Source organism: Nonomuraea sp. NPDC048892 (genome assembly GCF_040649735.1).
GTDB lineage: Bacteria > Actinomycetota > Actinomycetes > Streptosporangiales > Streptosporangiaceae > Nonomuraea > Nonomuraea maheshkhaliensis.
Map to the genome: position 1 here is coordinate 901931 of NZ_JBEZFZ010000001.1, position 17427 is coordinate 919357.

The window sequence follows — 17427 nt, forward strand, 5'->3', positions numbered from 1 at the left end:
CCAGGGGACTGCATGAGCGAGACCTCGACGATGCCGCTGCACATGCGGCGGGTGGAGTTCGATCCAGCGCCGGAGTTGGCGGCCGCGCGCGACGAGGAGCGGGTCAAGAGGGTACAGACGGCATTCGGGGCCGACGCCTGGCTGGTGACGCGGTACGCGGACGTCCGCGAGGTGCTGGGCGACGCCGAGCGGTTCAAGGTCGCCCCGCAGACCATCGCGCGGCTGCCGGGAGCGCCGCCGATGACGGAGGAGCAGCTCGCCAAGGTGCGCGCGGGCAACCTGCTCGGCCTCGACCCGCCCGAGCACACCCGGCTGCGCCGGATGCTGACGCCCGAGTTCACCATCCGGCGCATGCGCCGCCTCGAACCGCGCATCGAGGCCATCGTGAACGACCACCTCGACGCCATGGAGGCCGCCGGGTCGCCCGTGGACCTGGTGCCGTCGTTCGCGCTGCCGATCCCGGCGCTGGTGATCTGCGAGCTGCTCGGGGTGCCGTACGAGGACCGCGAGGACTTCCAGCAGCGGACGAACAGGATGCTCGACATGAGCGTGCCGGGCGAGGAGCGGATGATGCTCCAGTTCCAGCAGCGCTCGTACATGGAGGGGCTGGTCGCCCGCATTCAGCAGGACCCGGGCGAGGAGCTGCTGGGCATGCTCGTCCGCGAGCACGGCGACGACCTGACCACCGACGAGCTGGTCGGGATCGGCGGGCTGCTGCTGTTCGCCGGGCACGAGACCACCTCCAACATGCTCTCCCTGGGCACGCTCGCCCTGCTGCGCCACCCCGAGCAGCTCGACCTGCTCAGGAAGGAGCCGCAGCGGATCGACGCCACCGTCGAGGAGCTGCTGCGCTGGCTCAGCATCGTCAACTCGGGCACCACCAAGGTCGCGACCGCCGACACGGAGATCGGCGGGCAGGCGATCGCGGAGGGTGACCTGCTCCTGGTCTCCCTGCCCGCCGCGAACCGGGACAAGGGGCTCATCCCCGACGCGGACACGTTCGACCTCACCCGCGGCGCCCCCGGCCACGTCGCCTTCGGCCACGGCGTGCACCACTGCCTGGGCGCCCCGCTGGCCCGCATGGAGCTGCGCACCGCGCTGCCCGCCCTGCTCAGCCGCTTCCCCGGCCTGCGCACGACGGACAACACGCCGCAGTTCCGCACGTCCAGCATCGTGTACGGCATGGCCTCCCTGGAGGTGGCGTGGTGAGGCTTCCCTAGCGGCCGGGCACACTCACAGGGACGGCACGCGGCTCGTACCCGGAGATGGCGATGACAGGCGAAGACAGCCGGCGGCCGACGGTGTCCGAGCGGGACCGGCCGCGCGCCCGCGAACTCACCGCACGGCAGCGTGACGAGCAGGGCGACACGCGCGACCGCGCCGCCGCCGAACGCGACGAGGCGGCGCGGCGGCGCGACCTGCGGGCCACCGCCAGGGACGAGGAGGCGTTGCCGCGTGTCCGGCAGTTGGAGCGGCTGCGCCAGGAGAACGACGAGCACGACCGCCGCGTGCACGACCTGCTCTGGGAGGCCGAGCGTCGCGACCGGGCGGCCGAGGAACGCGACCGGGCCGCCGCCGACCGGTACCGAGCGCTGGCCGAGCGGGGCGAGGGCACGGACGAGCTCTGGCGGCTGCTGGCCCTGGACCGTGACGCGGCGGCGGCCGACCGGGAGCGCAACCGGCTCGACCGGGCCGCGATCCGCGACGAACTGTCCGCCCTGCGCGCCGACCGGGTCCAACTGGAACGCGAGCAGGGCCAGGAGCGACGCGTCGCCGCGCTGGAGCGTTCGTCGAGCGCGGACGACCGCCGGGCCAGCGCCCGCGACCGCCGCGCCAGCCTCCTCGACCGGCTCGCCAGCGCCCGCGACCGCCGCTACGCACGCCTGTACCGCTTCAGAACGCGGGCAGCCCGGCGAGCGAGCGTCGGCTACTACGTCAGATGGACACCCGGCCACGCGGTCACCGACAGAAACCCCTGGACCCGATCACCCTGAACGGCCCGACCGGGAGCGCGCTGTCCGACGCGCTCCGGCCGGCGTGACGGGCACCCCGCCCCCAGCGGCCGGGCGCAGGGTGTAGCCGACGCCGCGGACGGTGTGGATCATCGGCGCGCGCCGGGCGTCGATCTTCCTGCGCAGGTACGAGATGTACAGCTCGACCACGTTGCCCCGGCCGCCGAAGTCGTAGGCCCAGACGCGGTCGAGGATGTGCGCCTTGCTGAGCACCCGGCCGGGGTTGCGCATCAGCAGGCGCAGCAGTTCGTACTCGGTGGGCGAGAGCCGGATGTCCTCGCCGTCCCGCCGCGCCCGGCGGGTGCGCTGGTCCAGCGTGAGGTCCCCCACCACGAGTCCGGCGCCGTCCCGCCGGGCCGCACGCGCGCGGCGCAGCAGCCGGTGCAGCCGGGCGACGACCTCCTCCACGCGGAACGGCTTCGTCACGTAGTCGCCGGCCCCCGCGCCCAGCCCGGCCAGCTCCTCGTCCAGGCGGTCCGTCGTGGTCAGGTACAGGACGGGCACGCCGGGCAGCCGGACGTCGGCCGCGCCGGGCATGGTGGCGTCGAGCACGACCGCGTCGGGGCGGGCGCACCGGGCCGCGCGGGTGGCCGCGCCGCCGTCGTACGCGCCGCGGACCCGCCACGACTCCTGCCGCGCCAGCGTGGAGCGGAGCTTCGTCAGTGCGGGCTCGCCGGCCACGACGAGGATGTCGGCGGCGCCGCCGCCGGGCCGGCGCACGGGCTCGGCCGAAACGTTCGCGCTGGACGTGTGCATGCTCGTGACGATGACGTCCTTGCATGAGCGTTCGATGAACGCCGCTTAGTAATCGGCTGTGAACCGCGCCCGCCGCACCCTCAGGCCGCCCTGCGGGGGCTTTACCCGGAACAATACACCCCCAGAGTAATTGAATCACTACTCAACGTTACGATGGCGAAGTTCGCTCATCTATCACTCCAGGGGGCTGGAAAATGACTGACGAGACCCGGGCCGGCAAGGTCGGGACCGACACGGCCGAGGAGTCGGCGCTCGATGGTGAGGCCGTTCTCCTGCACTCCCAGGACGACCCGGTGGCCTCCGCCGCCGTCGACGCGGCCGTCGAGACGGAGTTGCTCGACGACGCCCCCGCCCGCCAGGCGGCCGACGCCAGGCGGGAGAGCGAGCGGCAGATCGCCGCGCTCACCCCCAAGGAGCGGGAGCGGGTCCAGCGCCTCCAGCGCGAGCTGCGCACGATGGGCGCCGACGTCTGGCCGGTGGCCAGGTGGTGGGGTTACGAGATCCACCTGAACGAGTCGGCCGCGCTGCTGGCCGCCGAGTTGCCGCAGCTCATCGGCGAGACCGCGGGCGCCGTGATCGGCTCCTGGCTCGCCCCGCTCGTCGAGCGCTCCGTGCGGGCCAGGTCGGACTGGATCGCCTCCATCGCCCGCCCGTACGGGGTCAGGCTCGTCTCGCCGTGGACCGCGCCCGGCATGCTCGTCCCGGCCCGCCAGGACGGCAGGCCCGCCGGTGACACCAGCCTGTACTGGGCGGTTCACGAGCCCGGCGAGGGATGGAGCCGCGACCAGCGCTTCGTCGACCACTTCAGCGGGTCGAGCCCCGCCCTGGCCCAGTTCCAGGACCGGCTCTTCCTGACGCACCGCGGCAAAACGGGCGACTCCAGCCTGTGGTGGACGGTCTACGACGCCGAGCAGGGCTGGAGCGACGACGAGCGCTTCCCCCGGCACCTCAGCGCCGCGACTCCCGCGCTGGCGGCGTACGACGGGCAGCTGTTCTGCGTGCACAGGGGCGCCGGTGCGGACGAGTCGCTGTGGTGGACCCGCTGGGACGGGGCGAGGTGGAGCGACGACGAGCGCTTCCCGCAGCACTTCAGCAAGACCGCTCCCGCGCTGGCGGCGTACGACGGGCAGCTCTTCTGCGTGCACAGGGGCGCGGGCGCGGACGAGTCGCTGTGGTGGACCCGCTGGGACGGCTCCCGGTGGAGCCAGGACCAACGGCTGCCCGGCCACGCCTCGCGCTCGAACCCGGCGCTGGCCACGTACCGCGGTCACCTCTACTGCGTGCACCGCGGCGCCGGCGGGGACACGGCGCTGTGGTGGACCCGCTGGGACGGAGGGAAGTGGAGCGCCGACCAGAAGCTGCCCGCGCACCACGCCACCGAGGGCCCGGCCCTGACCGTCTACAAGGACCGGCTCTACTGCCTGCACCGCGGCGCGTCCGACCAGAGCCTGTGGTGGAGCAGCTTCAACGGCTCCGGCTGGCTCGCCGACGAGCGGCTGCCCGACCACCACAGCGCCGAGGGCCCGGCCGTCATCGCCTACCGCGACAAGAACGCCACCCGCGACCAGCTCCTGTGCGTGCACCGGGGCGTGCGCTGAACGGCCGCGTGCGGCGGGGCGTGCGCTGAACGGCGAGTGCCGGCTCGCGCGGCGAGCCGGCACTCTCCTTCTTCGCTCTACCAGCCGGCCAGCTGCTCAAGGAACCACTCGATCAGCGGCCTGGACACCGCGCTGTGCTCGGTGTTGGTGGTGTCGCAGCAGAACGCGTCCAGCTGCGTCTCGTCCTTCGGCAGGTCGCTGAGGTCCAGGTGCAGCTCGGACGGCCACTGGTACAGGTCCCTGGCCAGGGCGACCGCGCTGACCGCGGGGACGAAGCAGCTGCTGCGGAAGCGCGGCTCGATCGTCAGCCCCATCGCGTCGGCGAGCCGGCCCCACGCGTCCAGCGTGCCGCCGGGCGCGCCGTCGAACGCCGGGACGTGTGAGGTGGCGCTCGTCCACACCGGGGCGCCGAAGCGCACGGTGCCGATGTTCTGCAGCTCGCCCAGGTCCGGCTGGAAACGGGCGACGAGCTGAAGCGCGTCGAGGTTGAGGTCGAAGACCGGGGTGCCGGCGGGCAGGCCGTTGCCGACGCCGTTGCCGGTGGCGTTGGCCATGCCCAGCTTGTACGGGCGCATCGGGAACCAGCCCACCCTGCGCAGATCCTCGATCCACTCCTGGCGCAGCGCGTTGTCCGTCACCGGGCCCGAGTAGTCGGCGCTCTCGACCCAGCCCCACAGCAGCTGCTGCGCGGCGGGGCTGCGGATCAGCTCGGCCTGGCCCGGCCCGTCGGAGCGCGGGTCGAGCGCCTCGTGCAGGTAGGCCAGCTGCTGGAGCACCAGCGGGATCCAGGCGCCGAGGTGCGGGCTGTCGTAGGAGAAGTACTTCTCCGTCTGGTGGTCGATGCGCTCGGTCTCCATGCGGGCCAGCGCGTACCTGGTGATCAGGCCGCCCATGCTGACGCCGCCCACGACGAGCTGGGCGTCGCCGATGCGCTCGGCGATGGCGCGCTGCACGGCGGTGACCGCGACGGCGGCGTTGGCCTGGACGGCGATGTGCCGCTGGTCGAAGCCCAGCAGGATCACGTCGATGCCGAGCGTGCTGAGCTGGTCGAGGAAGCCGGGCTTGCCGGGCGCGTACGGCTTGTTGAAGTGGCGCCACAGCTCGTCCAGGTCGCTCGGACCGTAGTTGAAGCCGTCGGCCAGGATCAGCGGCCTGGTCAGCGCGTCGTGCCCCTCGGCCAGGTGCACGGCGGCGCGGCCGGTGGCCAGGCGGCCGTGGTGCGGGCTGTCGCCGACCAGCTCCCAGACCTGCTCGGGCGGGCGGGTCTGACCGGAGCGCTCCGGCGGGCCGGCGAACCAGACGCCCTGGTGGCCGAGCGCTTCGGCGATCCGCTCGACCTGTTCTGCGGACAGGCTGCTCTCGATCCCGTGGGCTCTGGTCTCGACGTCGATTCTCGGTTCCTGCGGCATTTCGATCCTCTCGCTTGCGGAGGGGCCACCTGCGGCCACTGACTTCACCATACGGTCACTCTCCGTAATTGACCGAGGACGACACGTGTTGCCGCAGAAGGGTGTATTCGCCGGTCAGGCACCTGCTGGAAGCAGGTCCCGCAGGGCCGGGGTTCTTGCGCTCCGTACGGGGGTAGGCGGCTGCCTGGAGGGGCCGACCGGGGGAGGAAAGCCGATGTCTTCCATGTCTGTGATCGACAAAGAGTGCGTCCGTGAGCTGCTCGAATCGCGTCATCCTGACGCCACGCTGGTGTTCGTCCGCGGTGACTGCGTGGTGCTGCCCGCCTCCGACGTGGACGAGGCGCACAGGGGCCTGGTCATCGCGCGGCGCGACGAGGTGATCGCCCAGTTGCCGGCGGGCGAGCCGACGGAGGACGAGCTCGACCGGCTGGCCATCCGGCTCGACAATGTGGTCCGCGACCTCGGCGCCTGAAAGCGGTTGAGCGTTTTCGAGGTACGGTGGCGGTCAGGCGCTTTCGAGGTACTGCAGCACGGCCGCCACCCGCCGGTCCGTCCCGTCGGTCGGCGCGAGGTCGAGCTTGGCGAAGATGCTGCGGATGTGCTTGTGCACGGCGCCGTCGGTGACGAACAGCCGCTCCGCGATGGCCGCGTTCCCGAGCCCCTCCGCCATCAGCGCGAGCACGTCGCGCTCACGCGGGCTCAGCCGTTCCAGCCGGTTGTCCGGGCGGCTGCGGGTCAGCAGCTGCGCGACCACCTCGGGGTCGATGGCGGTGCCGCCGTCGGCCACCCGGTGCAGCGCCGTCAGGAACTCCCCGACCCGGCCGACCCGCTCCTTGAGCAGGTAGCCGAGGCGGGAGCTGCCGTGGGAGAGCAGGTCGGTGGCGAACGCCTGCTCGACGTAGGCCGACAGCACGAGCACGGCGAGCCCGGGCAGCCGCCGCCTGGCCTCGACGGCCGCCACGATGCCCTCGTCGGTGTGGGTCGGCGGCATGCGTACGTCCACGATGGCGACGTCCGGCTTGTACGTGTCCACCGCCTCCAGGAACCCGGCGGCGTCGGGGGCGGTGGCCACCACGTCGAGCCCTTCCGCGCGCAGCAGCAGCGCGAGGCCCTCGCGCAGCAGGGCGTCGTCCTCGGCGATCACTATCCGCATGGAAGGCTCACATTCATGGTGGTCGGCCCGCCCACAGGGCTGGTCAGGGTGAAGGTGCCGTCGAGCGCCTCGGTACGGCGGCGGATCCCGGCCAGCCCGGACCCGCCGTCCTCGACGGCCCCGCCGCGGCCGTCGTCCACGATCTGGATGCGCAGCCGGTCGTCGGTCCGCCGCACGGTCACGGTGGCGCGCCGCGCCTTGCTGTGCTTGGCGATGTTGGTGAGGGCCTCGGCCACCACGAAGTAGGCGGTGGCCTCGACGGAGACCGGGCAACGTCCCGGCACCTCGGCGTCGACCTCGCACGGCACGGGGCTGGCCGCGGCCAGGCCGCTCAGCGCGTCGGCCAGGCTGCGATCGGCCAGCACCGGAGGCAGGATGCTGCGCACGACCGCGCGCAACTCGGCCAGCGCCTGCTCGGCGGCGTCCTGGGCCCGTTCGAGCACGGCGTCGGCGGTGGCCGGGTCACGTTCCACCGCGCGGCGGGCCGCGCCCAGCAGGACGTTGACGGCCACGATCCGGTTCTGCGTGCCGTCGTGCAGGGAGCGCTCGATCCGGCGCAGCTCAGCGGCGTGCGCGTCCAGCGCGGCGGCGCGGGTGGCGGTCAGCTGGGCCACCCGCAGGGCCAGGTCGGTGCCCGGATCGGCGGCCAGCAGCCGGCGGCCGGGCCACGCCTGCAGCCGGGCCATGCCCGGGATGAGGGCCAGCGCGAGCCCGAGCCAGAACAGGCTCATCGGGCTCACCAGGAGCGCGCTCGGCAGGTCGTCGGCCGGCCAGATCTCCAGGATGGCGCCGGCCCGATCCTCCGGCCCGAGCAGCGGCCAGTAGAGCGGGAACACCAGGTCGAGCGCCGCCCGGAACGGCAGCGTCAGCCCGATGGCGCCCAGCAGCAGCCCCATCGTGGCGTGCCAGGCCAGCCAGAGCAGCTCGCGGCCGGTGGCGGGCTGCCTGACGGCCACCCGCCAGTCGGCGGGCACCGGATCGGGGTTGATGATCTCCGGGCCCCAGCGGGACAGCCGGGCCCGTTCCCTGTTGGCGACCGTACGCAGCCCGCGCAGGGAGATCGGCACCAGGCGCAGGCCCACGCCCGTGAGGCAGAAGGGCAGCACGGCGGCCAGCCCGATCAGCGCGATGAGCGCCAGGGCGCTGGTGCCCATGCCGCCCACGAGGTGTTCCAGCCCGTCGAGGGTGGTGCGGGCGCGGGCGAACACGTCCCACGAACGGGCCCGCCGCTGCTCTGCCGCCGGCTCCTGGGCCTGCATCCGCACCTCCTTCGTCCGCGCTTCGTCCGCTCTTCGTCCGCTCGGACACGCACAGACACTAGGACAAGAGGTGGGACATCAGGCAATCGCCGGCCGAAAAGTACAGCTAGCTGTACCTCCGGCTGTCCCGCTGCTGGGATCGTCGCGGCCCGCGCCGCTCCGTAGCGTTCTCGACATGACGAACGGATCGATCGAGGAGCGCATGATGACCGATCACACCACCGAGACCCGTCCCGCCGGCGTCCTCTCCCGGATGCGCCGCCCCGTGCTCTGGCTGCTGCTGGCCGTCTTCGCGGTCTGCAACGCGGTGTCGTCCATCGCCGACGTCAACGTGTTCATCGGGGTCGGGTTCGGCCTGGCCACGCTGGGGTGCGCCGCGGCGCTGATCGCCCAGCACTACGAGACCCGCAGGAACGACCGGAGCTGAAGGACTTGCGGATCAGCCGATCCTGGTGTCGGATTCCGGACGACAAGCACTGATATTGCCGGAGGGGCCGAGCATGCCGGAGAGCACCGAGGTCGTCGTCATCGGAGCCGGCCCGGCCGGCCTGACCCTGGCCAATCTGCTGCGGCAGGCGGGCGTCGCGTGCGTGGTGCTGGAGCGGCAGAGCCGGTCCTACGTGGAACGGCGGCAGCGCGCCGGCGTGCTCGATCACGCCGCGACCCGCGTCTTCGAGGACTGGGGCCTGGCCGAGAGCGTGCTGGCGGGCACGCACCGGGACTCCACGATGGAGATCAGGGTGGACGGCGAGCCGCGCTTCCTCGACGTGGTCGCGCTGGCCGACGGCAGATCGGGGCGGATCGTCCCGCAGCAGGTCCTCGTCGGCCGGCTCGTCGCGGCCTTCGAGGCGGGCGGGGGTGGCCTGCGCTTCGACGCCGCCGAGGTGACGCCGCGCGGCGTCGAGGGTGACGCCCCCGTCGTCTCCTACCGGGAGCAGGACGGCACCGTACGCGAGATCGCCTGCTCGTACGTGGCCGGCTGCGACGGCCACCACGGCGTCAGCCGGGCGAGCGTGCCGGAGCAGGCGCTGACCACGTACACCTACGACCACGGCATCGGCTGGTTCACGGTGATGGCCGACGTGACGCCGCCGCGGCACCCGATGTTCGCGATCCACCCGGCGGGCTTCGCCGCCCACTTCCCGAGAGGGCCGCAGGCCAGCCGCTTCTACCTGGAGTGCGCGCCCGCCGACGCGCTCGACGACTGGGACGACGCCCGGATCTGGGCCCAGTTACGGCTGCGCCTCGGCGACCCGGGACTGCCCGAGGGGCCGATCACGGAGAAGGCCGTGGTGGACATGCGCAGCTTCGTCGTCGACCCCATGCGGTACGGGCGCCTCTTCCTGGCCGGGGACGCCGCCCACATCATCACCCCGATGGGCGGAAAGGGGATGAACCTGGCCATCGCCGACGCGGACGTCCTGGCCCACGCGCTGCGGGCGGCGCTGCGCGAGGGGGACGGCGGGCCGCTGGAGGCGTACTCGGCCACGTGCCTGAAAAAGGTGTGGAACGCCCAGGAGTTCTCGCGCTGGCTGACCGAGATGACCCACGAGTCCGGTGACGCGACGCTGGCGGGGCCGTTCCGGCGGGAGCTGGCCAGGGCGCGGCTGGAGCGGCTGTTCAGCTCGGGGGCGGCGGCTCGGGCCTTCGCCGACCTGATGGCCGGCGGGTAACATTTCCCCTTCTAGGGTCATGTTGCGCTATGTGGGGATATTTGTGGATAAAACCTCTCAGGATCTGACCGAACAGGAAATCTTCATCCGCAAGGAGCTGCAACGGCTCCGCGACAGCATCGACAACCTCGACGCCGCGCTCGTCCATCTGCTGGCCGAACGCTTCAAGTGCACGCAGGAGGTGGGCCGGCTCAAGGCCGAGTACCGGCTTCCCCCGGCCGACCCCGAGCGGGAGGCGGCCCAGATCCGCCGCCTGCGCGCCATGGCCGAGGAGTCGAAGCTCGACCCCGTCTTCGCCGAGCGCTTCCTGAACTTCATCATCGCCGAGGTCGTCCGGCACCACGAGCTGATCGCCAGCAACCACGCGGCCTCCCGCGGCAACTGACCCGCTGCGCGGGCCCGCTCCGAGCGTCCACACGCCCTTGAGCGTTCCCGGGCTTCAGACGTTCGAGCTTCAGACGTTCACCAGGGCGACTTTGACCGCGTGCGGGTCGTCGCCGACGAGGGGGACGGCGAAGACGGCCGTGCGGTCGCGGGCGCCGTAGACGACGAAGCGCAACCCGTCCTCGTCCCACGTGTCGCGCACGTCCGAGGTGAGCTGGGCCGAGGCCGAGCAGTAGGCGGGGCTGCGGCGCAGCAGGTGCAGCGATGCCTCCAGCGGAACGCTCCCGGTGGGTGTGAGAGCGAGCGGTCGGCGCAGGCGGACCAGTAGGCGGCGCAGCGGGACGAGCCAGTAGCGGTCCAGCTCCGATGACAGAGCCAGCAGCGCCGCGATCTCCGCCAGGACCACGACCCCCGCCAGACCGCCCGCCAGACCACTGGGCAGGGTCTCGGCCGGGAGCAGGCCGGGCGCCGCCGCGAACAGCACGGTGACCAGCGCGGCGGCCAGCAGCAGCCCCGCCCGGGCGAAGGAGCGCGCGTCCACGGGCTTGGCATGGGTGCCCAGGCAGCCGCACGACGCGGCGGGCGCGGCGACGTGGGCGTAGGCGAGATAGACGAGGAAGCCGGCCGACAGCAGCGCGGCGGCGACCCCGCCGGGAAGATGCGCGGGCGACGGCGCGGCGCCCCCATCGAGGAGGTGCGCGGTCGCCCCGCCGAAGAAGAGGGCGGGGAGCAGCAGGGCGGTGGCCACGGCGACCTCGGCCAGTCCGACGAGCCGCAGGACCGGGACCGCGCGCGCCGGGCCGGTGAGCCGGGCCAGAGCGGTCTGGCCGGCCTGTGCCCGCATCCGCCGGCTGAGCAGCTTCAACAGACCTGCCCAGAGGAGGAAGAAAGCGATCACGTACGGCTGAGACGCGGCGATCCCGTTCACGAACTGCCTCCTAGTGCGGGGAGAAGACCGTTGCGATGTCCACTTCGTTCGTGTCCGGCCGCCAGGCGCCCAGGATCTGCACGTGCTGGCTCACTTTCAGCATCGACAGGTCCTCGGTGGGCGGCGACTCGGAGTGGATGGCCACCGACTTGCCGGCGACGACGTGGCACAGCACTTCGTGACCGTTGTGGTCGAGGTGGAGGGTCTGTCCGGTGATGTTCTTGATGTGGCCCTTGATGTTGACGATGTTCAGCCACACCGACTCGGCGGCCAGCATCCCGTCCGGCATGCGCACACCCCTGGCGTACAGGCCGTCTCCCGGCTTGGCCTGGTCGAACGCGACCGGTCCCAGCTTCCACAGGCTCGTGCCGTCCACGACCCTGATGGTGTGGAAGACCATGTTCGAGCCCAGGACGAGCAGCGTGTTCTCCTTGATCGAGCGGATCCGGCCCTCGGCGAAGTCGGGGTCGGGCGCGCCCGGCTCGACCTTCTGCGTGGGCGCGGACGCGGTGGCGGCGAAGGCCGCCTCGGGCCCGAGCGAGCCCATCGCGGTGGCGGCGACGACGCCGGCGCCTCCGCCGAGCACGGCGGACCTGAGCACATCCCTTCTGCTGCGCATCTGCTCCGCCTCCTCAGGCCGTCGAGATCTCGGCCGGCCGCAGGCCGGAGGAGAGGCTGGCGATCTGGCTGTAGGCGGCGGGGGTGAGGTCGATCAGCCGGTTACTGGCGCAGGTCGCGCCGCAGCAACTGCGCTCGCCGCAGAACAGGTCGGTCTGCGGGCCGCAGTCGGCGATGGCGGTGACGACGCTGGAGCCGCTGCACAGGGCCGTGATGCGGTGGCGGAACCCGCACGTACGGCGGGACAGGCCGACGCCGCAGCTGTCGGGGCGGGTGATGGCCCAGCAGGCGTCGGAGGTGTTGGGCCAGGCGTGCTGGAGGTTGCCGGAGTTGCAGGTGCCGCAGGCTCCCTTGCCGGTGCTGCTGCACGGGCCCCAGGCGGTGCCGCAGCAGAACCAGGAGACCTCTCCTTGGACGGGGCCGAGTAAGTCGGCGGGCGGGTCGGTGGCCGTGCTTCGCGCCATGGCGCGTCCTCCTTGGGTGAGCTCTGGACGATCTCAGCGAGGGGTTTGAAGCTTTCCGACTCGATCTACAACTACCATGTAAGGATTTTTCGTCAATGCCCGAATTTGTCAGGGCATGCGGCGGCCGGGAGGCGCATCCGGGCGGGTGGATCAGGCGCAGAACTCGGCGATCGTCGCCGCCAGCACGTCCGTGACCAGCTCGACGGAGGCCATATCGGCCCACTCCGTGTCGGCGTGCGCGCCGCCGCCGTCCACCCCGAAGAGCAGGCACGGGATCCCGGCGCGGGCCAGCAGGGCGCAGTCGGTCCAGAACGGCTCCGCGCGGATCACCGGCGGCCGGCCCAGCGCCCGCTCCACGTGCCGCAGCAGCACCCGCGCGATAGGAGATTCCTGATCGGCCTCGAACGGATCGCGGTGCAGGCCACCGCGCAGCTCGTACCGGAAATCGGGGACGGTGGCGGCCAGCCGGTCGAGGATCTCGGCCAGCTCGGCCCGTACGGTCTCGGCGCTCTCACCGGGAACCGTGCGCCGCTCGACGGTGATCCGGCAGCGGGCCGGATACGTCGAAGGGCCTTCCCCGCCCTCGATGAGCGAGGCGTGCACGGTGCCGGGCCCGAGCAGCCGGTGCCCGCCCGAGGCGGCCAGGCGCAGGCCCAGCTCCTCCAGGGCGACGAGGAAGTGACCGGCTTTGGCGATCGCGTCCACGCCCAGGTCGGGGCGCGAGCCGTGGGCGGCCAGGCCCAGGACGTCGATCTCGAACCAGGCGAACCCCTTGTGCGCGAGCGTCACCTCCAGCAGGCTCGGCTCGGTCACGATCGCCGCGTCCGCGGTGAACCTCTCCAGCACCTCCTCGGTGCCGAAGCTGGCGTGCTCCTCGTCGGCCACGCAGGCCACGATGACGTCACCGCGCAGTGGGCCGGCCGCGATGGCGCGGGCGGCGGCGGCCATCATGGCGGCCACACCGCCCTTCATGTCGAAGGCGCCGCGGCCGTATATCCGGCCGTCCTGGACGCGCGGGGTGAGCGGGTCGCCGTCGTACGTGCCGTACGCGACCGTGTCCAGATGGCCGTTGAGCATCAACGACCGCCCGCCCCCGGTGCCGCGCGCCACGGCCACCAGAGACGGGCGGCCGGGCCTTCGTTCGAGCCGGTGGAGCTCGAAACCGCGCTCGCCCAGCCACTCCGCGCACAGCTCGGCCACCGCCGACTCGCCGGCGCCGCCGGGGGAGAGGTCGGGATTGACCGAGTCCGCAGCGATGAGACGTTCGAGCAGCGGCAACGGATCGCCGGCGGACGATCCGGTGGATGGTACGGCGGGCGGCACAACGGGCGGCATGGCGGGCCTCCTGGGGGATCCAGGCCCATCATGCCGCACCGCTTCCCAGCCGGTCCGAACCGCTTCCGGCCGGTCGGCACCGCTTCAAGCCGGCCGCATCGCGTGTCGGCCGGCTCGTGCCGCTCAGGTGGCCTGCGAGTTCTGGGCCGTCTGGTAGACGGCCATCGCCTCGTTCCCGAAGAACGGGCCGAACATGAAGTTCGGGGCGAAGTTGTAGGTGAAGCTGTTGAGCGAGTTCAGCCAGCCGAGCCCGGTCGCCGGGTCGAACCCCTGGAACCACGGCCCGCCGCTGGACCCGCCGGTCATGTTGCAGCGCAGCCCCTGGTCGTTGGTCGAGACGGTGTCGTTGAACGCGCGCCCGCTGCAGTAGATCAGCTCGGAGCCGTCGAACGGATCGGCCGCCGGATAGCCGAACGCGAAGTTCTGCCGCTGCCTCGGCTGGTTGAACGCCACCCCCTGCCCGCCCACGACGTCGGTCAGCGTGCGGCCGTTCAGCGGCGCGACCACCACCGCGGCCACGTCGAAGTTGATGTCCTCGCGCGCGTTCCACTGCGGTGTGGTGAACATCTCGCTGGCCACCCAGGTGCCGAACGGGCGCTGGCCGTCGTCGAAGGCCGGGACGAACGCCCAGTTGCGGTGCGCCGCGCCGTTCAGCTTCACACAATGTCCCGCCGTGATCACGACGCTCTCGTTCGCGCTGGTCACGGCCGAGCCGGAGCAGGATGAGTTGCGGCCGTCGGCGGTGGTGAAGAAGACCCGGCCGGTGGTGCGCACGACGGCGCCGCCGTCGGTCCACTGCAGGCCGGGGCTGTTGGCCACCGCGGCCTGCAGCCTGCCGTTGCTGCTGCCCGAGGTGCCGCGGGTCGCCCACGGTCTGCCCTGGGACGGTGTGCGCGACCGGACGCCACGCCGGGGCGCGGGCGCCTCCAGTGGTTGCGCGGCGACCATGCGACGCGGGGTCCAGTACTGCGAGACGGACCTGCGCTCCGACCAGGAATCCGTGGCGGACCAGGTGACGGGCCTGCTGGGATCGGCCTGGGCGGCGCCCGCGGGGATGAGGGAACCTGCCAGGGCGAGCACGAAAGTGGAGAGCAGGGCGACTCTGCGGTGCATACGTACCTCCTGAAACGCGGAATCTGCCGTAGGGAGGTACGTACGGGGTCATCCATCCGCCTCAACGCATGCACATTTAGATATGGCGTCATACCTGTACGAAAGCGCCCGCGCACGGAGGGTAACTTCTGGATCGCTGCCCGGGGTATGTGCTTTCTTTACCGAATAGGCGTCGATTGATGACGCTTTTTCATCGCTCTTTTCCGGATACGGGAAATTCGACTTCGGCGTGGCGTTGTCATCTCGCTCGCGGCAACTGTAAGCATCGTACCGGTCTGGCGACTATAGGTCGCATGCGGAAAGGAACGGTAATGTTCACCCCACTGAGAGAAATGGCGAAGCCCGCACTGCGCGGTCTTCTCGCGGCGACACTGGCGGTCACCATGGCACCGGCGGCGAACGCCGACTCCAAGGACGACGACCACCACCACCGCACCAGTGACAGGGGATTCGTCGATCACCACGATGACGATGACGACGGCGGAAGAAACTGCAGGCCACGCACCTTCTTCCGGATCCACCAGATGTCGCCGCGGAACTTCTACCTGCCCCGCACCCGCTACATCGACGGCCCCGGCGGCTCCATGACGGTGTCGGTCACGCGCGAGGCCGAAATCACCGCATTCCTCGAAACGGAGAACGAGAAGGCGAAGGACTTCTCCAAGACCATCGACACCAAAACCGTCGTCGACCATTTGCGCCGGCTCGGGCTGCCGCACCTGGAAGAGCGGCACATGGTCTTCTCCGGCCATGAATTCACGAAGGAAATCAGCGACGGCATGTACGGCAACATGTGGTACCGGGTATTCGGTTACCGCGTCGGCTGGTCCGCCTGGTCGGTGCTCGGCACCTGCGAGCGTAACAAGGTCGCCGCCGGCATCGCCAGCGTGCCGTCCCGCGTCGAGGGCTGGCGCTACTGGGAGACCAAGCACCCGATGTTCAAGCGGCGCAAGCTGTCGGTCAAGTAGGGGAGGGGCTGAGACGCAGGTCAGCGGGATAGCCGGGTGCGTTTCCGGGTAGAGCGTGACTCAGTCCGGTAGTGGCCGGACGCGCAGCCGTCCGGTGCGCCGAACCTCAAGGGCTTCATGAGGGGGAACACCATGGCCATCCAGCGATATCTGGGTCTCACATCGTTCCGACTTCCCATGCTCCGGTACCACGAGCCGCCTTGGGGCGGCGACGACGAAAGCTACAGCCGCGCACGGCGCAGGCGCCGTCGCCGCCGCTGAGCGGATCCGCCGGAAGAGGTGAGGGGCCCCGCCCTCACCTCTGGCGTCTCGGCCGCTTCCGCTGTCTCGCCGGGCGCTTGCGCTGTCTCGATCAGGAGAGCGCGGCCGGGATTCTCATCAGGAGAACGCCGCCACCGAGATGCCCATAGCCCGCTGGTTCTGGCCCGAAGCCTTGGCGTCGGTGGAGTTGACCGAGTAGACGAGCGTCCTGGCCAGGTCGCGCGTCGCACCGACGCCGGCGGAGTAGCCGTAACGGGCTCCGCTCTTGCCGTACGCGACGAGCCCGCCGGGCAGCACCAGCCTCGTCATGCCGGAGGTGTACACGGCCGGCTTGTCGCACGCGCCGAACATCGTCACGTCCGGCACCGTGAACATCGGCTCCAGCTGGGCGGGCGGCACCACCTTGCCGGAGAACAGCGCCTTGACGAACTTCTCCAGGTCGGCGGCCGTCGAGATCAGGTCGCCCGAGGCCCAGGTCGAGGTGACGCTGGTCTCGGTCATGTTCACCACGTGCCCGTCGCCGTACGGGACGGCGTCGTCGAAGCCCGCGGGCACGGACTGGTAGCCCTCGTGGTGCGGGCCGCGGATGCGGACCGAGGCGCCGGGCAGGTAACTGTTCTTCATGCCCACCGGGCGCAGGATCCGGGTGGTGACCTCGCGCTCGTACGACCTGCCCGTGACCTGCTCGATCAGCAGCCCCGCCACGAACGTGTTGGTGTTGAGATAGTGCTGCGCGGTGCCGGGGGTGAACTCGATCGGGTTGCGCACGGCCAGGGCCACGTACTCCTCGGGGGTCCACTTCTTGAACCTGGTCCGGTAGGCGTACTCGAACGTACCGGGCACGGTCGGCGCGGGCAGGCCGCTGGTGTGGTCGAGCAACTGGCCGACGCGCACCTTCGGGTACGAGGCGGGCAGCAGTCCGGGCAGCCGGTCCTGCACCGCGTCGTCGAGTGACAGCTTGCGCTCGGCCACGAGCTGCAGCACGACCGCGGCGGTGAACATCTTGGTCACGCTGCCCGCCCGGAAGCGCGCGCCGGCCGTGGCCTTCCGCTTCGTCGTCAGGTCGGCCACCCCGCGCACGGCCCGCCACGAGCCCTTGGTGCCGCTCACCCGGACGATCGCCGCCGTGGCGTCGGCCGCGGGCAGCCCGGCGATCGACTCGCGCAGCGCCGCGTCGTTGATCGGCGGCACCTTCACCGGAGGGTCGGTGCGGACGGCGGCCGGCGCCGGGCACGGCGTGGGTGTGGGTACGGGTGCGGGTGTGGGCGTGGCGGCCTGGGCGGGTGCTCCGACGAGCAGGGTGACGAGGGCGAGGCCGGCGGCAGCGGTCTTGATCATGGTGAACTCCGGGTTGTCGCGGGATGGTCCTGTGGGATGTGGCAAGCCTGCTGGGCGCACCCCCCTCCGCGGATCGCCGGTACGACCCATTCGTCCTCGCCTCTGAGAGGGAGCCGCCAGATCCCTCTCACCGGCGATGCCCTTCCTCCGGCCCGCGA

The 17427-nt window shown here is 71.5% G+C and carries 18 protein-coding genes; 8 read left to right on the forward strand and 10 right to left on the reverse strand.

The features are described 5' to 3' along the window. Window positions 1-12 precede the first annotated feature (12 nt). Entirely contained in the window at window positions 13-1209 is a 1197-nt protein-coding gene (locus tag AB0C28_RS04410) for a cytochrome P450 (RefSeq protein ID WP_357838620.1), read from the forward strand. Between the two features lie 62 nt (window positions 1210-1271). Further along, window positions 1272-1994, forward strand: coding sequence for a hypothetical protein (locus tag AB0C28_RS04415; protein ID WP_358073060.1), 723 nt, complete (start codon window positions 1272-1274; stop codon window positions 1992-1994). On the opposite strand, the gene AB0C28_RS04420 is transcribed toward AB0C28_RS04415, so the two are convergent. After that, window positions 1986-2768: a response regulator transcription factor gene (locus AB0C28_RS04420; protein WP_358073061.1), complete on the reverse strand. Its 783-nt coding sequence runs from the start codon at window positions 2766-2768 to the stop codon at window positions 1986-1988. The genes AB0C28_RS04415 and AB0C28_RS04420 overlap by 9 nt on opposite strands. A 194-nt stretch (window positions 2769-2962) precedes the next feature. On the opposite strand from AB0C28_RS04420, the gene AB0C28_RS04425 reads away from it, so the two are divergent. Beyond that, entirely contained in the window at window positions 2963-4366 is a 1404-nt protein-coding gene (locus AB0C28_RS04425; RefSeq protein ID WP_357838613.1) for a hypothetical protein, read from the forward strand. 77 nt (window positions 4367-4443) lie between these two features. On the opposite strand, the gene AB0C28_RS04430 is transcribed toward AB0C28_RS04425, so the two are convergent. Further along, the gene (locus AB0C28_RS04430) at window positions 4444-5775 is read right to left on the reverse strand and encodes a hypothetical protein (RefSeq protein ID WP_357838610.1); all 1332 of its coding nucleotides are present in this window, start codon (window positions 5773-5775) and stop codon (window positions 4444-4446) included. Window positions 5776-5989: 214 nt separating this feature from the next. On the opposite strand from AB0C28_RS04430, the gene AB0C28_RS04435 reads away from it, so the two are divergent. Further along, window positions 5990-6247, forward strand: coding sequence for a hypothetical protein (locus tag AB0C28_RS04435; RefSeq protein ID WP_357838607.1), 258 nt, complete (start codon window positions 5990-5992; stop codon window positions 6245-6247). Window positions 6248-6280: 33 nt separating this feature from the next. Here AB0C28_RS04435 and AB0C28_RS04440 read toward each other — a convergent pair whose 3' ends face one another. Together AB0C28_RS04440 and AB0C28_RS04445 are read right to left on the reverse strand one after the other, a co-directional pair. Beyond that, a complete protein-coding gene (locus AB0C28_RS04440) occupies window positions 6281-6928 on the reverse strand; it encodes a response regulator transcription factor (RefSeq protein WP_346108464.1) in 648 nt (215 codons plus the stop codon). Next, on the reverse strand, window positions 6919-8187 hold the full coding sequence (locus AB0C28_RS04445; protein ID WP_357838604.1) for a sensor domain-containing protein: 1269 nt from the start codon (window positions 8185-8187) through the stop codon (window positions 6919-6921). The genes AB0C28_RS04440 and AB0C28_RS04445 overlap by 10 nt, the downstream gene beginning before the upstream one ends. A 175-nt stretch (window positions 8188-8362) precedes the next feature. On the opposite strand from AB0C28_RS04445, the gene AB0C28_RS04450 reads away from it, so the two are divergent. The 3 genes from AB0C28_RS04450 (at window position 8363) to AB0C28_RS04460 (ending at window position 10245) form a co-directional block, all read left to right on the forward strand. Further along, window positions 8363-8614: a hypothetical protein gene (locus AB0C28_RS04450; RefSeq protein ID WP_357838601.1), complete on the forward strand. Its 252-nt coding sequence runs from the start codon at window positions 8363-8365 to the stop codon at window positions 8612-8614. Window positions 8615-8687: 73 nt separating this feature from the next. After that, window positions 8688-9860 carry a 4-hydroxybenzoate 3-monooxygenase gene (locus AB0C28_RS04455; protein ID WP_358073062.1) on the forward strand — a complete coding sequence of 391 codons (1173 nt, stop codon included), beginning with the start codon at window positions 8688-8690 and terminating at the stop codon, window positions 9858-9860. A gap of 43 nt (window positions 9861-9903) precedes the next feature. Continuing rightward, the gene (locus tag AB0C28_RS04460) at window positions 9904-10245 is read left to right on the forward strand and encodes a chorismate mutase (protein ID WP_357838595.1); all 342 of its coding nucleotides are present in this window, start codon (window positions 9904-9906) and stop codon (window positions 10243-10245) included. A gap of 69 nt (window positions 10246-10314) precedes the next feature. Here AB0C28_RS04460 and AB0C28_RS04465 read toward each other — a convergent pair whose 3' ends face one another. The 5 genes from AB0C28_RS04465 to AB0C28_RS04485 form a co-directional block, all read right to left on the reverse strand. Further along, window positions 10315-11172 carry a MauE/DoxX family redox-associated membrane protein gene (locus AB0C28_RS04465; protein ID WP_357838592.1) on the reverse strand — a complete coding sequence of 286 codons (858 nt, stop codon included), beginning with the start codon at window positions 11170-11172 and terminating at the stop codon, window positions 10315-10317. 10 nt (window positions 11173-11182) lie between these two features. Next, window positions 11183-11791: a cell wall protein gene (locus AB0C28_RS04470; RefSeq protein WP_358073063.1), complete on the reverse strand. Its 609-nt coding sequence runs from the start codon at window positions 11789-11791 to the stop codon at window positions 11183-11185. Between the two features lie 13 nt (window positions 11792-11804). Next, window positions 11805-12254, reverse strand: coding sequence for a hypothetical protein (locus tag AB0C28_RS04475; RefSeq protein ID WP_346108450.1), 450 nt, complete (start codon window positions 12252-12254; stop codon window positions 11805-11807). 150 nt (window positions 12255-12404) lie between these two features. Beyond that, window positions 12405-13589, reverse strand: coding sequence for a M20/M25/M40 family metallo-hydrolase (locus AB0C28_RS04480; RefSeq protein ID WP_357838588.1), 1185 nt, complete (start codon window positions 13587-13589; stop codon window positions 12405-12407). Between the two features lie 123 nt (window positions 13590-13712). Next, window positions 13713-14702 (reverse strand): peptidase, encoded by a 990-nt coding sequence (locus AB0C28_RS04485; RefSeq protein WP_358073064.1) that lies wholly within the window; start codon window positions 14700-14702, stop codon window positions 13713-13715. Window positions 14703-15013: 311 nt separating this feature from the next. On the opposite strand from AB0C28_RS04485, the gene AB0C28_RS04490 reads away from it, so the two are divergent. Further along, window positions 15014-15670, forward strand: a complete 657-nt coding sequence (locus AB0C28_RS04490) for a hypothetical protein (protein WP_357838583.1) — start codon at window positions 15014-15016, stop codon at window positions 15668-15670. A 378-nt stretch (window positions 15671-16048) separates the two neighbouring features. Here the strand turns inward: AB0C28_RS04490 and AB0C28_RS04495 are convergent, their stop codons facing one another. After that, on the reverse strand, window positions 16049-17269 hold the full coding sequence (locus AB0C28_RS04495) for a serine hydrolase domain-containing protein (protein WP_358073065.1): 1221 nt from the start codon (window positions 17267-17269) through the stop codon (window positions 16049-16051). Window positions 17270-17427 lie beyond the last annotated feature (158 nt).

Coding starts and splice junctions, on each gene's coding strand:
- AB0C28_RS04410 (WP_357838620.1), top strand. CDS start 13: ATGAGCGAGACCTCGACGATGCCGCTGCACATGCGGCGGGTGGAGTTC.
- AB0C28_RS04415 (WP_358073060.1), top strand. CDS start 1,272: ATGACAGGCGAAGACAGCCGGCGGCCGACGGTGTCCGAGCGGGACCGG.
- AB0C28_RS04420 (WP_358073061.1), bottom strand. CDS start 2,768: ATGCACACGTCCAGCGCGAACGTTTCGGCCGAGCCCGTGCGCCGGCCC.
- AB0C28_RS04425 (WP_357838613.1), top strand. CDS start 2,963: ATGACTGACGAGACCCGGGCCGGCAAGGTCGGGACCGACACGGCCGAG.
- AB0C28_RS04430 (WP_357838610.1), bottom strand. CDS start 5,775: ATGCCGCAGGAACCGAGAATCGACGTCGAGACCAGAGCCCACGGGATC.
- AB0C28_RS04435 (WP_357838607.1), top strand. CDS start 5,990: ATGTCTTCCATGTCTGTGATCGACAAAGAGTGCGTCCGTGAGCTGCTC.
- AB0C28_RS04440 (WP_346108464.1), bottom strand. CDS start 6,928: ATGCGGATAGTGATCGCCGAGGACGACGCCCTGCTGCGCGAGGGCCTC.
- AB0C28_RS04445 (WP_357838604.1), bottom strand. CDS start 8,187: ATGCAGGCCCAGGAGCCGGCGGCAGAGCAGCGGCGGGCCCGTTCGTGG.
- AB0C28_RS04450 (WP_357838601.1), top strand. CDS start 8,363: ATGACGAACGGATCGATCGAGGAGCGCATGATGACCGATCACACCACC.
- AB0C28_RS04455 (WP_358073062.1), top strand. CDS start 8,688: ATGCCGGAGAGCACCGAGGTCGTCGTCATCGGAGCCGGCCCGGCCGGC.
- AB0C28_RS04470 (WP_358073063.1), bottom strand. CDS start 11,791: ATGCGCAGCAGAAGGGATGTGCTCAGGTCCGCCGTGCTCGGCGGAGGC.
- AB0C28_RS04475 (WP_346108450.1), bottom strand. CDS start 12,254: ATGGCGCGAAGCACGGCCACCGACCCGCCCGCCGACTTACTCGGCCCC.
- AB0C28_RS04480 (WP_357838588.1), bottom strand. CDS start 13,589: ATGCCGCCCGTTGTGCCGCCCGCCGTACCATCCACCGGATCGTCCGCC.
- AB0C28_RS04485 (WP_358073064.1), bottom strand. CDS start 14,702: ATGCACCGCAGAGTCGCCCTGCTCTCCACTTTCGTGCTCGCCCTGGCA.
- AB0C28_RS04490 (WP_357838583.1), top strand. CDS start 15,014: ATGTTCACCCCACTGAGAGAAATGGCGAAGCCCGCACTGCGCGGTCTT.
- AB0C28_RS04495 (WP_358073065.1), bottom strand. CDS start 17,269: ATGATCAAGACCGCTGCCGCCGGCCTCGCCCTCGTCACCCTGCTCGTC.